The organism is Klebsiella sp. RHBSTW-00215 (assembly GCF_014103785.1).
Classification (GTDB): Bacteria; Pseudomonadota; Gammaproteobacteria; order Enterobacterales; family Enterobacteriaceae; genus Klebsiella.
This window is the reverse complement of the sequence record NZ_JABXQS010000001.1, coordinates 3,140,890-3,155,988: the sequence shown is the minus strand read 5'-3', so window position 1 is coordinate 3,155,988 and position 15,099 is coordinate 3,140,890. Positions and strand designations below refer to the sequence as shown.

17 protein-coding genes are annotated in these 15,099 nt (G+C 51.9%); 4 read left to right on the top strand and 13 right to left on the bottom strand.

The window, feature by feature from the left end:
• Positions 1 to 47: 47 nt before the first annotated feature.
• Positions 48 to 1,421, bottom strand: a complete 1,374-nt coding sequence (gene dcuC / locus HV127_RS14970; protein ID WP_182236953.1) for an anaerobic C4-dicarboxylate transporter DcuC — start codon at positions 1,419 to 1,421, stop codon at positions 48 to 50.
• A 289-nt stretch (positions 1,422 to 1,710) separates the two neighbouring features.
• Between dcuC and pagP the strand changes: the two genes are divergently transcribed.
• Positions 1,711 to 2,286 (top strand): lipid IV(A) palmitoyltransferase PagP, encoded by a 576-nt coding sequence (gene pagP, locus HV127_RS14965; RefSeq protein ID WP_182236951.1) that lies wholly within the window; start codon positions 1,711 to 1,713, stop codon positions 2,284 to 2,286.
• A 199-nt stretch (positions 2,287 to 2,485) separates the two neighbouring features.
• The gene (gene cspE, locus HV127_RS14960; protein WP_004100146.1) at positions 2,486 to 2,695 is read left to right on the top strand and encodes a transcription antiterminator/RNA stability regulator CspE; all 210 of its coding nucleotides are present in this window, start codon (positions 2,486 to 2,488) and stop codon (positions 2,693 to 2,695) included.
• Positions 2,696 to 2,752: 57 nt separating this feature from the next.
• Here cspE and crcB read toward each other — a convergent pair whose 3' ends face one another.
• Positions 2,753 to 3,136 carry a fluoride efflux transporter CrcB gene (gene crcB, locus HV127_RS14955; protein ID WP_182236949.1) on the bottom strand — a complete coding sequence of 128 codons (384 nt, stop codon included), beginning with the start codon at positions 3,134 to 3,136 and terminating at the stop codon, positions 2,753 to 2,755.
• A 91-nt stretch (positions 3,137 to 3,227) separates the two neighbouring features.
• Here crcB and HV127_RS14950 point away from each other — a divergent pair, with 91 nt between their 5' ends.
• Both HV127_RS14950 and tatE read left to right on the top strand, forming a co-directional pair.
• The gene (locus HV127_RS14950) at positions 3,228 to 4,016 is read left to right on the top strand and encodes a deaminated glutathione amidase (protein ID WP_182236947.1); all 789 of its coding nucleotides are present in this window, start codon (positions 3,228 to 3,230) and stop codon (positions 4,014 to 4,016) included.
• Positions 4,017 to 4,142: 126 nt separating this feature from the next.
• Entirely contained in the window at positions 4,143 to 4,349 is a 207-nt protein-coding gene (gene tatE, locus HV127_RS14945; RefSeq protein ID WP_110273326.1) for a twin-arginine translocase subunit TatE, read from the top strand.
• Between the two features lie 243 nt (positions 4,350 to 4,592).
• Here the strand turns inward: tatE and lipA are convergent, their stop codons facing one another.
• From lipA to HV127_RS14890, 11 genes are all read right to left on the bottom strand, one after another.
• Positions 4,593 to 5,558, bottom strand: coding sequence for a lipoyl synthase (lipA, locus tag HV127_RS14940; protein ID WP_142512026.1), 966 nt, complete (start codon positions 5,556 to 5,558; stop codon positions 4,593 to 4,595).
• A gap of 187 nt (positions 5,559 to 5,745) precedes the next feature.
• A complete protein-coding gene (locus tag HV127_RS14935) occupies positions 5,746 to 6,699 on the bottom strand; it encodes a YbeF family transcriptional regulator (RefSeq protein WP_182236945.1) in 954 nt (317 codons plus the stop codon).
• Between the two features lie 138 nt (positions 6,700 to 6,837).
• A complete protein-coding gene (gene lipB, locus HV127_RS14930; RefSeq protein ID WP_182236943.1) occupies positions 6,838 to 7,482 on the bottom strand; it encodes a lipoyl(octanoyl) transferase LipB in 645 nt (214 codons plus the stop codon).
• Positions 7,483 to 7,580: 98 nt separating this feature from the next.
• Complete coding sequence (gene ybeD, locus HV127_RS14925; RefSeq protein WP_004100153.1) at positions 7,581 to 7,844, bottom strand: DUF493 family protein YbeD; 264 nt, start codon at positions 7,842 to 7,844, stop codon at positions 7,581 to 7,583.
• Positions 7,845 to 7,950: 106 nt separating this feature from the next.
• Positions 7,951 to 9,150 carry a D-alanyl-D-alanine carboxypeptidase DacA gene (gene dacA, locus HV127_RS14920; RefSeq protein WP_110273330.1) on the bottom strand — a complete coding sequence of 400 codons (1,200 nt, stop codon included), beginning with the start codon at positions 9,148 to 9,150 and terminating at the stop codon, positions 7,951 to 7,953.
• A gap of 143 nt (positions 9,151 to 9,293) precedes the next feature.
• A complete protein-coding gene (gene rlpA, locus HV127_RS14915; protein WP_182236941.1) occupies positions 9,294 to 10,391 on the bottom strand; it encodes an endolytic peptidoglycan transglycosylase RlpA in 1,098 nt (365 codons plus the stop codon).
• 10 nt (positions 10,392 to 10,401) lie between these two features.
• Complete coding sequence (mrdB, locus tag HV127_RS14910) at positions 10,402 to 11,514, bottom strand: peptidoglycan glycosyltransferase MrdB (protein WP_110273332.1); 1,113 nt, start codon at positions 11,512 to 11,514, stop codon at positions 10,402 to 10,404.
• Positions 11,514 to 13,415: a peptidoglycan DD-transpeptidase MrdA gene (gene mrdA / locus HV127_RS14905; protein ID WP_110273333.1), complete on the bottom strand. Its 1,902-nt coding sequence runs from the start codon at positions 13,413 to 13,415 to the stop codon at positions 11,514 to 11,516. Before mrdA ends, mrdB begins: the two co-directional genes overlap by 1 nt.
• Before the next feature lie 27 nt (positions 13,416 to 13,442).
• Positions 13,443 to 13,910 carry a 23S rRNA (pseudouridine(1915)-N(3))-methyltransferase RlmH gene (rlmH, locus tag HV127_RS14900; protein ID WP_004100160.1) on the bottom strand — a complete coding sequence of 156 codons (468 nt, stop codon included), beginning with the start codon at positions 13,908 to 13,910 and terminating at the stop codon, positions 13,443 to 13,445.
• Positions 13,911 to 13,913: 3 nt separating this feature from the next.
• A complete protein-coding gene (gene rsfS, locus HV127_RS14895) occupies positions 13,914 to 14,231 on the bottom strand; it encodes a ribosome silencing factor (protein WP_004100162.1) in 318 nt (105 codons plus the stop codon).
• 223 nt (positions 14,232 to 14,454) lie between these two features.
• Positions 14,455 to 15,084 carry an adenosylcobalamin/alpha-ribazole phosphatase gene (locus HV127_RS14890; protein WP_182236938.1) on the bottom strand — a complete coding sequence of 210 codons (630 nt, stop codon included), beginning with the start codon at positions 15,082 to 15,084 and terminating at the stop codon, positions 14,455 to 14,457.
• Positions 15,085 to 15,099: the final 15 nt, after the last annotated feature.

Genomic DNA, 15,099 nt, shown 5'->3' with positions numbered 1-15,099 from the left:
AAGCATAAAAAAGGCGCCAACAGGCGCCTTTTCGCGTGGTTTCACGGCTAGTGAATAGCACTGCCCGGGACCAAAATTTCGGTAGCGACTATAACGACCAACAGCCCAACCAGAACGGGGACTGAGGTGCGTTTAACCACTTCAAAAGGTGATATTTTTGCCATCCCGGCAACCGCGACCACCACGCCGGAGACGGGTGAAATAGTTCGTCCAAGGTTAGACGCCTGCAGCATCGGGATGGAAAGATAAGCGGGATTGATTCCGGAAGAGTGTGCCAGCTTCGGGATCATCTCAACGAAGGCATAGAATGGTGCGTTGCCGGAACCGGTGGTCATCGCCGCTAGCATTGTCAGTATCACCAATACCAGCATCAGGACAATGCTGGCTGAACCAAATGAGGTGGCGATAGAAATCAGGCCATTGATAAAACCAATGGTGCTCAGCCCTTGGGCAAAGACGCCTGCGGCAACCAGCAGCATGACTACGCCAGCAAAAGCATCCGCCATACCTCGGTAAGCGGCTTCCAGCCCATTAAACACGTTTTTGGTATTAAAGCCGCGAAAGAATTCTAGTACTGCGGCCAACAGCATGCAGAGAACGAGGATCGTGATGATGTGTAGTTCCGGACCCCATTTACCGTCGAAAATCAGTACGCCAATGATCGGTGTAAACGGCAGGATGGCGTAAAAAGCAGGGGCTGTGGTGGTTATCTCGTTCACATCCAGCATTTCGTGCGAGGCATTTTCTTTTTTATCGAGATAGCGCTGCCAGAAAAAGTGGGCGATAGCCATGCTGATGATGGCCACAATGGAAATAGGCAGGGTGGTTTTAAAGGCAAAGTCTATCAACGGCATTTCGGCGGCTTTGGCGGCTAGCACCACGTCGCCAGAAGTGGGGGAGAGAATGATCGCTGCTGGAGAGGCGCAAATAGCGGCTGCTGCGCCGCGACTAATGCCGACGTTGACCATCACCGGGAACAGGGTTGCCATCAACAGCACGCCGAGACCGGTCGCTGAAGAGACTGCCAGCGACATCAGGCAGGCCACGAAATAGGCGGCGATCATTAACAGGTATGGAGAGTTAATATAGCGCAGCGGCTTTGAGGCCAGTTTCACTACCATGTCGTTGGCACCAATATGCGTCATGTAGGTCGCGAAACCACAGAGCATCATTATCATCATGCCGAGGTCGCCGCCGCGGCTCATGAGCAGAATCTTGACGTATTCGATAATATCTGTGGCGGAGTAACCAGTGCTCTTTGCATCACCAGGTAGAATCTTATGCCCCATTAGTGCGCTGGCGATGAGTAATACTAAACCGCCGACGAACAACACGCCGGTGGCTGAATAGCCTTTAATGATATAGCGGGCGACGCCCACAATGACCACAATCCCAATGAGGATCTCTACTAGCGTAAGCATCTTTTACCCCTAAACCATTAACCCAAAGAATCTGCTGATAAATAAAGCGAAGAAAAAATTAAGTGAGCGAATGTGCCTAAAAAACGGGCTGAACTCGCTGATGCAAATCAATAAATCGGTGAGAATACCCTAATTGCCGTACAATGGGGACGTGGCCAAAACGCCAGACGTGATGATTTTCAGATTTTTGTACCGGACAAATCAAGAGTTTGCCTAATTCCGTTAAGGTATTATTAAGTTTATATTTGCTATCTTAACCCGCTTTAAAAATGATACTGGTAATAGAGAAGTGTTAATGCTGAGTCGATTTACATGTTTTTTTCTTGGATGCCTGGGACTGCTGCTCTCATCCACTACTGCTAACGCATCGTTTAGCTCAACGCTGCGCGATGGTTACAACACGCTAAGTGATAACATTGCGCAGACCTGGAATGAGCCTGAGCACTACGATCTTTTCATACCGGCGGTGACCTGGCATGCTCGTTTCGCCTACGATAAAGAAAAAACGGATAAGTATAACGAACGTCCCTGGGGGGCGGGCTTCGGCATTTCGCGTTGGGATGATAAAGGGAACTGGAATGGTATTTACCTCATGGCCTTCAAAGACTCCTATAACAAATGGGAGCCCATTGGCGGCTACGGTTGGGAAAAAACCTGGCGTCCGTTGGCTGACGATAACTTCCATCTTGGTTTAGGCTATACCCTTGGCGTAACGGCGCGTGATAACTGGAACTATATCCCTATTCCAGTTGTGCTGCCTCTGGCCTCCATTGGTTACGGTCCTGCAACATTCCAAATGACCTATATTCCAGGTACCTATAACAACGGTAACGTTTACTTTGCGTGGGCGCGCATCCAGTTTTAACCAGCGCGGCATTGCATTGCAACAAAAGTGATAAGCGGACTATGTTCTGAAAAAACAATAACTAAAGTTATATGTCTACAAAAAGATAGAGACTTTTATCACTTTTTAGCAAAGTTGCGCTGGACAAAAGGTACCACAATTGGTGTACTGATGCCCGACACAGTATTAGTGTCGATTTTTTCATATAAAGGTAATTTTGATGTCTAAGATTAAAGGTAACGTTAAGTGGTTTAATGAGTCCAAAGGATTCGGTTTCATTACTCCGGAAGATGGCAGCAAAGATGTATTCGTACATTTCTCTGCAATCCAGTCCAACGGTTTCAAAACTCTGGCTGAAGGTCAGCGTGTAGAGTTCGAAATCACTAACGGTGCCAAAGGCCCTTCTGCTGCAAACGTAATGCCTATCTAAGCAACGCGTCAGTAGAATATAAAAACCCGCTCTTAGCGGGTTTTTTTTTTCCTGTAGTTAGCGGCTTGCGGCCTGAGAAAATAGCCAGAATGCCGCTGCCGTCATGGCAAACGAGCCTAATAAGTTGACGACGATATTCAGCAATGCCCAGCTAAAGCGCCCCTGCTGCAGAAGAAACACCACTTCGGCGGAAAATGTGGAGAAGGTTGTCAGTCCGCCGCAAAAGCCGGTGGTGATAAGCAGCTTCCACATCGGATCGATACCCGTCAGGCGATTAAACCAGGCCAGACCGGCTCCGATAATAAACGCCCCTAGCAGGTTAGCAGTAAGAGTACCAATGGGGAGAGCGTGGTGCATGGGATTAAGCTTCATACCCAGCCACCAGCGTAAAACGCTGCCGGTGCCGCCGCCAAGAAATACAGCCAAAAGGAGTTGCAACACGGTCATTCCCTGTTCATTGATTGATACTAAACTTCGAGTGTAGCGCGCGAAATACCTTGCTGGCTATGAATTACCTGATGGGAGAGAAAAGATGCTTGTTGCTGCCGGACAATTTGCCGTAACGCCAGACTGGACGACCAATGCGCAGACTTGCGTCGTGCTGATGCGTCAGGCTGTCGGGAGGGGGGCTTCGTTATTGGTATTACCAGAAGCGCTACTTGCTCGAGATGACAACGATGCGGATTTATCGGTTAAATCAGCCCAACTCCTGGATGGTGGCTTTTTACAGTTACTGCTGGCGGAAAGTAAAAACAGCGTGCTGACGACGGTGCTGACTTTGCACGTGCCTTCAGGCGAGGGGCGGGCAACTAACACGCTGGTGGCTTTACGTCAGGGTAAGATTATTGCGCAATATCAGAAGCTACACCTGTATGATGCTTTCAATATTCAGGAATCCCGGTTGGTCGATGCCGGACAGCAAATTCCGCCGCTTATTGAGGTTGATGGGATGCGCGTCGGGCTGATGACCTGCTACGATTTGCGTTTTCCTGAACTGGCGCTGTCGCTAGCGCTCAGCGGGGCGCAACTCTTAGTATTACCCACTGCGTGGGTGAAAGGGCCGCTGAAGGAACATCATTGGTCGACGTTGCTGGCGGCGCGGGCGCTGGATACTACCTGTTATATTATCGCGGCAGGTGAGTGCGGAACCCGCAATATTGGACAGAGTCGTATTGTTGATCCTCTTGGAACGACGATCGCTGGGGCTGGAGAACAGCCGCAGTTGATTTTTGCTGAGCTTTCAGCTGATTATCTTCAGCTGGTACGGGAACGCTTGCCGGTGTTGCAGAATCGTCGCTTTGCGCCACCGCAATTATTATGACGTTTTTTTAACAAGGCTTGATTCACCTTGTTACAGATTGCTATTGTGTCCGCGCGTCAAATAGCCGTTAATTGTATGCGTGTATGATGGCGTATTCGCAGCTTGTATTAGAGAAGAAGGTTAGCTATGGGTGAGATTAGTATTACCAAACTGCTGGTAGTCGCAGCGCTGATTATTTTAGTGTTTGGTACCAAAAAATTACGCACGCTGGGTGGAGACCTGGGCTCGGCCATCAAAGGCTTTAAAAAGGCCATGAACGATGACGATGATAGTGCGAAGAAAACCAGTGCAGAGGAAGAGATCCCGGCACAGAAACTCTCTCATAAAGAGTAATTCACTTCGTGCTTCCCGGTGGAGGGGAGCACGCTGCCGACAGGTGTGAACCTGGACGGCAAAGAGGCCGCAGCGTTAGTCGTTGCGGCCTCTTTTTGTTATATATACGTTATTTCGCCTAAAAAGATGCAACCAACTGTTACCGCGCTGGGTTAATTCATTTCAATGGGGAATTTCGGGAATAGCAGAACAGAAAAGTAAACTGCTGCGCTACCAGGTTTCACGCAGCAGTCGAGGTATGGTTTACTTCACTTCCATACCTTTGGCTTGCAGGTCAGCATGATAGGACGAGCGAACGAACGGCCCGCAGGCGGCGTGGGTAAAGCCCATTGCCATGGCTTCACCTTTCATCTCTTCGAACTCATCAGGGCTAACATAACGCTGTACCGGCAGGTGATGACGGCTTGGCTGCAAATATTGACCTAAAGTTAGCATCGTGACGCCGTGACGACGTAGATCGCGCATCACTTCAACGATTTCGGCGTTCGTTTCACCTAAACCAACCATCAAACCCGATTTAGTCGGGATCTCCGGATGTGCTTCTTTAAAACGCTCCAGCAGCTTCAGAGACCAGTTGTAATCGGCTCCCGGGCGAACCTGGCGATACAGGCGCGGCACGTTTTCCAGGTTATGGTTAAACACATCCGGCGGTGTCGCCTGGAGGATTTCCAAAGCACGATCCATACGACCGCGGAAGTCCGGAACCAGGGTTTCAATTTTGATGGTCGGATTTTTCTCGCGAATAGCGCTGATGCAGTCGGCAAAATGCTGAGCTCCGCCATCGCGCAGATCGTCACGGTCAACGGAAGTCACCACAACGTAACGCAGAGCCATGTCGGCAATAGTTTGCGCCAGCTTTTGCGGTTCGTTGGCGTCTGGAGTGACCGGGCGTCCGTGCGCCACGTCGCAGAACGGACAACGACGGGTACAGATGGCACCCAGAATCATAAAAGTCGCCGTTCCGTGGTTAAAACATTCCGCGAGGTTCGGGCAAGAGGCTTCTTCGCACACAGAGTGCAGGCCGTTCTTACGCATCGCTGCCTTGATCCCCTGGATACGGGACGAGTCAGCCGGAAGTTTGATTTTCATCCATTCCGGTTTTCTGAGCAGAGCTTCACGCTCAGTTGCCACGTTTTTCACCGGGATAAGGGCCATTTTATCGGCGTCGCGGTATTTAACACCGCGTTCCATCACAATGGGTTTACTCATAGCGTGCGTGTTCCAGTTGCGAGTCACGAAGGAAAGCGAATCAATTCAAGAAAATGTTGTATTTATCAACTATTTTTGAATTAAGCGCAGGCAGTATACCATTGATGCGGGGCAGAAAGCAGCCTGGTAACACGGCAAATTGTAAAATAGTTGTTGTTTTATGCTTTTCCCTCACGTGCTTTATCACCTAAAAGGCCTGGCGAATGGTCTCTACAATCTCTTTCAATAAGGGTTCTTGCGCGCTGAGCTTATTGTAATGTAGCGAAATATCAATTTTTTCTGCCTGTAAAGGTGGGAAATCAAGCATTTTTAACGGCCATATGCGCTCTACCAGGGAGAACATCCCGGAAGTAATCAGCCCCAGCATCTCGCTTTCACTGACCAGTGCGGCCTGAGTTAACAAATTGTAGCTACTGAAGCCGCAGCGGCGCTCGCCCAGGTGTTCATGCAGGCGACGCAGAATTGTCGCATAGCGATGGTGCTCAGGTTGCAGCAGCGCGAATTCATATTGGCGAAGGTTTTCTGGAGTTGCCGGCATTTTTAACGCTGGATGGCCTGCCCGGCAGTATATGTGCACACTATCCTGAAATAACACATGATGTGTAATCGACAGCCCGGCGTGCGCGAAGCTGTCGATCAACAGATCGACCTGACGCTGATTCAGCTGGCTGACGGCGTCGTTGATGGCGATATTATGCAGCAATACCTGAGGAAAGACGGCTCTCAGTTTTTTGGTAATTACCGGCATTATCAACGCTCCGATAGCCGGAGAGGTCGCGATGGTTATCACTCGCTCCTGGTGCGTATCACCGGTTAAATCCAGCGCGTTGAGAAAAGCCTCCATTCCCTGACTAATATGCTGATGAAGATGCGTTGCATAGGCGGTAGGCGTTACGCCCTGGCCTTTGCGAATAAATAGCGGATCGGGGAAGAGTGCTCGCAGTTTGTTGATTGATTGACTGATCGCTGAGGGGGTGATGTTGAGCACCTTTGCCGCATTAACGATGCCTTTATGCACATAAACGGCTTCAAAAATGGTCAGTAAGTTCAGGTCTATGTTACGCAAAATGCGAAACATCTGCCGCCCGTGGCGATCATCTTGTGGGTCAGTTGGTTCTGCTGGAGCGTTATTTTCTTCCACTCTATATTTCCGATAATGGTGAATAGCATCATTATAACGACCAGACTCATTCTGGTTCGTGATAATACACAGCAAATATAAAGACTTAATTTGTTGTGAGAGGGAAATGTGACGTCCCGCGACCACGGGACGTAATCATTACCGGACTGAAATGTATTCGTACGGTGGATTATTGAGCAGCGCCAACAGATTCGCGGCCAATTGCGGAGCAACGGTTTCTGGACGAGCATTCGGCTGCCACTGACGCATTTGGGTCATTTCCATACCAGCATAACCACATGGGTTAATTCGCAGGAATGGTGACAGATCCATGGCGATATTCAACGCCAGACCGTGGAATGAGCAACCTCTACGGATCCGCAGGCCCAGAGAGCAGATTTTTTGCTCGCCGACATAGACGCCGGGAGCATCGGCGCGAGGGTGCGACTCAATGCCAGATTCTGCTAGCGTATTCACGACGGTTTGCTCTAAAAGGGTGACCAGCTCACGTACGCCCAGCTTACGGCGCTTAAGGTTCAGCAGGACGTACATCACCTGCTGCCCGGGACCATGATAGGTAACCTGCCCGCCACGGTCACTTTGAATCACTGGGATATCGCCAGGAACAAGAACATGTTCGGCTTTTCCGGCCTGGCCCTGAGTGAACACTGGATGATGCTCGACCAACCAGATTTCATCCAGGGTGGAGTCGTCGCGAGTGTCGGTGAACTCATGCATTGCCTGCGAGATAGGTTCGTAAGGTTGCAGGCCGAGTTGGCGGATGAGGATTTTATTGTGCTGCAAAACAACGTCTCCGCAGAGAGAGAATAACTTGAGTGGGGAGTATATCACAGCGAGAAAGAGAGGATTACCCGGCACAAAGGCCGGGTCAAGCAATCGGTTTACAGCACCATTCGCACGATTTCAATATTGCCCAACTCTTCGTACAGGGTTTCTACCTGCTCGATATGTGTGGCGTTAATCGTGATGGAGACCGAGTGGTAGTTGCCTTTGCTGCTGGGTTTTACCGTCGGAGAGTAATCACCTGGTGCATGGCGCTGTACCACTTCAACCACCTGGTCAACCAGCTCCGGCAACGCCTGTCCCATTACTTTGTAAGTAAAAGGGGTAGGGAATTCAAGCAGTTCGTTAAGTTTGGTTTTCATGTCAGCTCCGGTGTTACAACAAAAAATAATAACTCCCACGGCGTGTGGGAGTTATCAGGATACCTAGTATATGGGGACGCTAATCACACTTTCAAGTGTTCGATTTTTAACCAAACCAGTGATGGAACATTAACTTAATGTAATCAATGATTTTGCCGAAGAAATTGCCTTCCGGAATTTCCTGCAGTACGACCAGCGGGCGCTGATCGATAGTTTTACCGTCCAACTGGAAATTAATGGTGCCAACAACCTGGTTTTTCTGCAGCGGCGCGTGCAGTTCGGCATTGTTCAGGACATAGCTGGCTTTCAGGTCTTTCATACGACCACGAGGGATAGTCAGATAAACGTCTTTGTCCACACCGAGGGAGGCGCGATCGTTATCACCAAACCAGGCGGGTTCAGAGGCGAACTCTTTCCCGGCTTTAATCGGGTTAACGGTTTCAAAGAAGCGGAAGCCCCAGGTCAGCAGTTTTTTGCTCTCGGACTCACGGCCTTTATAGGTACGTCCACCCATCACGGCTGAGATCAGGCGCATCTGGCCTTCGGTTGCCGAAGCCACGAGATTATAGCCCGCTTTGTCCGTGTGGCCCGTTTTAATGCCGTCGACGCTCAGACTTTTATCCCACAGCAGGCCGTTACGGTTGAGCTGGCGAATCCCGTTAAAGGTGAACTCTTTTTCTTTGTAGATGGTGTATTCGTTCGGCACATCGCGGATCAGCGCCTGGCCAATCAGCGCCATATCACGCGCCGAGCTGAACTGACCATCGGCATCCAGGCCATGAACGGTCTGGAAATGGGTGTTCTTCAGACCCAGAGCGTTAACGTAGTTATTCATCAGGCCGACGAAGGCATCCTGGCTACCAGCGACATAGTCGGCCATCGCCACACAGGCGTCATTACCTGACTGCAGGTTAATACCGCGGATCAGCTGGGAAACCGGTACCTGCATACCAGGCTTAAGGAACATCAGTGAGGAGCCTTTAAAGACTGGGTTACCGGTCGCCCACGCATCGTTACCAACGGTGACCAGATCGGATTCTTTAAACTTGCCCGCTTTCATCGCCTGACCAATAACATAGCTGGTCATCATCTTGGTCAGACTCGCCGGGTCGCGACGGGAATCGGCGTTATTTTCAGCCAATACCTTGCCTGAGTTGTAATCGATAAGAACCCAGGATTCGGCATCAATCTGCGGGGCGCCAGGGATCATAGTTTTGATATTCAGGTCATCGGCGCGGGCAGCTGAGGATAGCGCTGCCACGGAGAGCGCCGTAACAAGTAAACGAGCGGTGAAAGAGGTCTTCATGGTCTGAACAACGGCATCCGTGATGGAGTTAAAAAAAGTGCCTTACTATAGCAAATGCACTGCGGGCCAGCATCCGACATTGCGCATGACTTTGTTAATGACTTTGTCATGCGTGGTGAGCGGAGGACAACAGCCCGACGCGTTTAGTTGGCGCGAGTAATAAATGATTGCAGCTGAGCTTCGCTTTGCAGGCGTTGTTGAACCGTGCTGGCTTGCCCTTTGCTGCTGAATGGACCCAATTGAATACGCCATACCGCGCCGTTTTGCATCACGCGGCCGGGTACGGAGAATTGCTGGCTCAGGCGCTGCTGATACTGCTGCGCACGGGCCTGATCGCTGACGGCACCCACCTGTACGACGAAGTCGCCGCTGGTGGTGGCAGCCGCTGGTGTTACCGCAGCAGTCGCCGCTACGGCAGGCGCTACGCCGCCCTGGACTGAGCCTGGAGCAGTAACTGGCGCGGTTTGAACAACTGGCTCACTGCTTTCCAGCACCCCACTGTTCAGCGGCGTTGGCGCGCCAAGAAACCCGCCGCTGTTTACCGGTGCGCCGGTGCTATCTTCTGGCTTTAACGTTGAGTTGCTGATGGCATGAACATCAGTTTGCGCGGGTTGACCGATGGCCGCGCCGTTATCACCATCAAGATTCGGACGTGCGGGCAGGGCGTAGGTCTGTTTAGCAACGGTCGTACAGGCCATACCGGGGCCGGAAAGTGAGCCATCTGGGGCGACGACGATCGGATCGATACGCACTTTGGTATTGTTCGAGGTATTCAGACGATCGGCTGAGGCACGTGAAAGCGAGATGACGCGATCGTTGCCGTAAGGTCCGCGATCGTTGATGCGTACCACGATCATTCGCCCGTTGGCGAGGTTTGTTATCCGCGCGTAGCTTGGGATCGGTAACGTCGGATGCGCGGCGGTGAGCTGCGTCGGATCGAAGGCTTCCCCTGAGGCGGTCAGGTTGCTGTTCGGCTCTGCATCGTAAATCGCGGCAAAACCAGCCTGGGTAAAGTTAGAGGGATCCTGGACGATTTTATAACTTTTGCCATCGCGTTCGTAGTCTTGATTCGCCGTTGCGTTAGGCGTTTCATACTGTGGATCCGCACCGCTGATTTCCACAGTTGGTCCATTACAAACGGCCGGCTGTGGAGTGCTGACCGTTTTCTGTTGAACGTCATCACTCTGACATGCCGCCAGCAGCCCTGCTGCTATGCAGATCCCCAGCCATTGCTTACGCATCGCGAACCCCTTAAACGCTTTTCGACAACATTTTTCTATGAGTATGGATCGACATGACGATACCAAACCCGGCCATCAATACGATTAGGGCAGAGCCCCCGTAGCTGACCAGCGGCAAAGGTACCCCCACCACTGGTAAAATACCACTTACCATACCAATATTTACGAAGACATAAACGAATAAAATCAACATTAAACCCCCAGCCATAACCCGACCAAAGGTGGTTTGCGCCTGAGAGGCGATCCATAGCCCACGCATGATAAGCAAAATATACAGCGCCAGCAGGATCAGTACGCCAATCAGCCCCAGCTCCTCAGCCAGAACGGCAAAGATAAAGTCGGTATGGCGCTCCGGTAAGAATTCCAGCTGCGACTGGGTGCCGTGCAGCCAACCTTTTCCGCGTAGTCCACCGGATCCGATTGCGATTTTTGATTGAATAATGTGGTAGCCCGCGCCGAGCGGATCGGTTTCCGGGTCGAGCAGCATCATCACGCGCTGGCGCTGATAATCATGCATCAGGAAGAACCACAAGATGGGGATAAAGGCGGCGACCAGTACCACCGCAATGCCGATCAGACGCCAGCTCAGCCCAGACAAGAACAGGACGAACAGGCCGGACAGCGCCACCAGGATCGAGGTTCCGAGGTCAGGCTGCGCGGCAACCAGCAGCGTGGGTAAGAAAATCAGCACCAGCGCAATAGCGGTATTCTTTAGCGATGGTGGACAAACATCGCGGTTGATAAAGCGCGCCACCATCAGCGGTACGGCAATCTTCGCGATTTCCGAGGGCTGAAAACGGACGATACCGAGATCCAGCCAGCGCTGCGCCCCTTTGGAAATTGCGCCAAAGGCATCCACCGCCACCAGCAGGATAATACAGACGATGTAGAGGTAGGGAGCCCAGCCCTCATACACACGCGGCGGGATCTGCGCCATGACGATCATGATAACGACGCCCATGGCGATCTGGCCGATTTTGCGCTCCATCATGCCCATGTCCTGACCGCTAGCACTCCAGATAACCAGCGCGCTATAGGTCAGTAGTGCCAGCAGGATAAGCAGCATGGTGGGATCGAGATGGATTTTATCCCATAGCGATTTTTTGTTTGGATTATCCGTCATTATTGATCCTCCCCAGCCGTTACCGCCGGATTTTCACTCGGCAGATTGGTGTTGTTATCGCCCAGCATTATATGATCGAGAATCTGGCGCATAATGGTACCGACTGCAGGCCCTGCGCCGCCGTTCTCGAGAATGATTGCAACGGCAACCTGGGGGTTGTTATAAGGGGCAAATGCCGTCATGAGTTTGTGGTCACGCAGGCGTTCTGCGATTCGGTGCGCGTTATAGGTTTCATTGGCTTTCAGGCCAAAGACCTGGGCGGTGCCCGATTTCGCCGCAATTTTATACGGCGCGCTGGCGAAATATTTATGTGCAGTACCGTTTCCACGGTTGGCTACGCCATACATTCCGTCTTTGGCGATTTCCCAAAAACCAGAGTGAATATCGCCGACCGGCGGTTCGTGCGGCTGTACCCATGGTACTGGTTTGCCATCTTCAACCGTGCTTTGCAGCAGGTGCGGCACTTTGACGACACCGTCGTTAATCAGGATCATCAGCGCTTTGTTCATCTGAATAGGCGTTGCGGTCCAGTAGCCCTGACCGATGCCGACCGGAATAGTATCGCCCTGATACCACGGCTTCTTGAAGCGTTTGAGCTTCCACTCACGGGTAGGCATATTGCCGGAGCGTTCTTCAGAGAGATCAACGCCAGTATAGTGACCGTACCCGAATTTGCTCATCCATTCGGACAGGCGATCGATACCCATATCGTAAGCAACCTGATAGAAATAGGTATCGGCGGATTCTTCCAGCGCTTTGGTGACGTTCAGATGCCCGTGGCCCCACTTCTTCCAGTCGCGATAGCGCTTATCTGAGCCTGGCAGTTGCCACCAGCCGGGGTCAAACAGGCTGGTATTACGGGTGATCACGCCCGCGCTGAGCGCTGAGACTGCGACGTAGGGTTTAACCGTCGAGGCAGGAGGATATACCCCTTGAGTCGCGCGGTTGACCAGCGGCGTATTCGGATCGTTGAGCAGCCCTGAATAATCTTTACTGGAGATGCCGTCAACGAACAGATTCGGATCGTAGCTTGGAGTCGATACCAATGCGAGGATCGCGCCGGTTCGTGGGTCGGTTACAACGACGGCCGCGCGGCTTCCCGCGAGCAGCGTTTCAATATACTGCTGTAGTTTCAGGTCGAGCGTTAAATAGATATCGCGCCCGGCCTGCGGTGGCACTTCCTTAAGCTGACGAATCACGCGACCACGGTTGTTAACCTCGACCTCTTCATAGCCGGTTTCCCCGTGCAGCACATCTTCATAGTAGCGCTCAATACCGAGTTTACCGATGTCATGCGTCGAGGCATAGTTAGCCAGCTTCCCCTCTTTATCCAGGCGATCGACGTCTTTATCGTTAATTTTAGAGACGTAGCCGATAACGTGGGTAAGGGCGGAATTATAGGGATAGTAACGGCGTTTATAGCCTTTGACTTCCACGCCGGGGAAGCGGTACTGGTTAACCGCGAAACGAGCCACCTGGACTTCGGTAAGGTTCACTTTCACCGGAATAGAGGTAAAGCGATGCGAGCGCGAGCGCTCTTTTTTAAAGTTCGCCACATCGTCATCGGTCAAATCGATGACGTCACGCAGCGCATCCAGCGTCTGCTGTACGTTATCAACCTTCTCCGGCATCATTTCCAACTGGTAAATTGTGCGGTTAAGCGCCAGCGGCGTACCGTTGCGATCGTAAATAATGCCGCGACTCGGCGGAATAGGGACCAGCTTGATGCGGTTTTCGTTCGAGCGTGTTTGATAGTCTGTGTAACGCACAATTTGCACGTTATAAAGGTTGGCGATCAGTACGCCGGTAAGCAGCAAAATCCCCAAAAAAGCGACCAGCGCCCGGCGCACAAACAGCGAGGATTCAGCCGTATAGTCGCGGAAAGAATTCTGTAATTTCATTCGCTGCTTAGTCTACCCTGGTCATCATTACTCACGGTGGTAAGGGTGGTTGGTGGTAATGCTCCACGCCCGATAAAGACTCTCGGCCACCAGTACGCGAACCAGCGGGTGAGGTAATGTGAGCGTTGAGAGCGACCAACTTTGTTCCGCTGCCGCTTTACAAGCTGGAGAAAGGCCTTCCGGGCCGCCGATGAGCAGGCTGACGTCGCGGCCATCCTGTTTCCAGCGCTCCAGTTCGCGCGCCAACTGTGGCGTATCCCATGGTTTCCCCGGGATATCCAGGGTCACGATGCGGTTTTTTCCTGCGGCCGCCAACATCATTTCCCCTTCTTTTTCAAGGATGCGCTTGATGTCAGCATTTTTACCGCGTTTACCGGCGGGGATCTCCACCAGTTCGAACGGCATATCTTTTGGAAAACGGCGCAGATACTCGCTAAAGCCGGTCTGAACCCAGTCCGGCATTTTGGTGCCAACGGCCACCAGGTGCAGCTTCACGCATTAACTCCAGAGTTTTTCCAGCTCGTACAAACGACGGCTCTCTTCCTGCATGACGTGAACCATAACGTCGCCAAGATCCACAACAATCCAATCGGCGGCGGCTTCACCTTCAACGCCCAGCGGCAGCATACCGGCGGCGCGAGATTCTTGCACAACGTGATCGGCGATGGACATAACATGGCGCGTGGAGGTGCCTGTGCAGATAACCATGCAATCTGTAATGCTGGATTTGCCATGAACGTCAATGGCTACGATGTCCTGACCTTTCAGGTCATCAATTTTGTCGATAACAAAATCCTGGAGTGCTTTACCCTGCAAGAGTTCCCCCTGGGTGAGTGTGAAGTGTGATAATAATAAACAGCCTGACAGTATACCCGAACTGGTGACAAAGTCGGGATAAATGTCGATAGACAGGCGGTGAAGGCGGCTATCATCCCATCCATCGCCGATGATTGCATCGCCATTTTTGTAAAACAATTTCTGCAAACTTCAAATGGCGGGTGCAGCCTGGCTGCGGAGAATAACAGCCTGCTTTGGCCTGTCAATGGTCTGCGCGCAATTCTTCTTCCGCTAGCCAAACGGCCTGGCTATTTAGCACCCGAAGCGTGGCGAAATCTGGTTGGATATCGACCATGCTCCATGCGCCATGCTCGATGGGGAAGTGCCACATTGAGGCCGCCGGCATGTTGAGCAATTGGGCAATCAACAGGCTAAGGACGCCCTGATGACCGACGATTAACAGATGCTCAAGCTGTTGATACTGAGGGAGAGTGGCGGTAAAGCCGGAAACCCGCTGGGCAAACGCTTGAAAGCCTTCACCGTTGGTGGGAGCCGCGTGCTGCCAGTCGGCGCACCAGGCGGCGTAGTTTTCCGCATCCTCATGCTGTAAATCCCGATGATGGCGCATTTCCCAGTCGCCAAAGAACATTTCATTGAGTTCGGGAAAACAGTGTTGGGGAATTTCTCGTTCGCCAAGCAGCAGGCTGGCCGTGCGTTGGGTTCGTTCGAGTTCACTACAAAATACGCGCTGGAAGGGGACAGCATGAAGGCGCTTTCCCAGGGCGTGCGCTTGCCTGACGCCACGTTCGGTTAATGAAGTTGGAGCATGCCCGCTGTACAGGCCCGCGACGTTGGCCTCGGTTTCACCGTGACGAACTAACCATAATTTCATGATTAACCTCGCTAA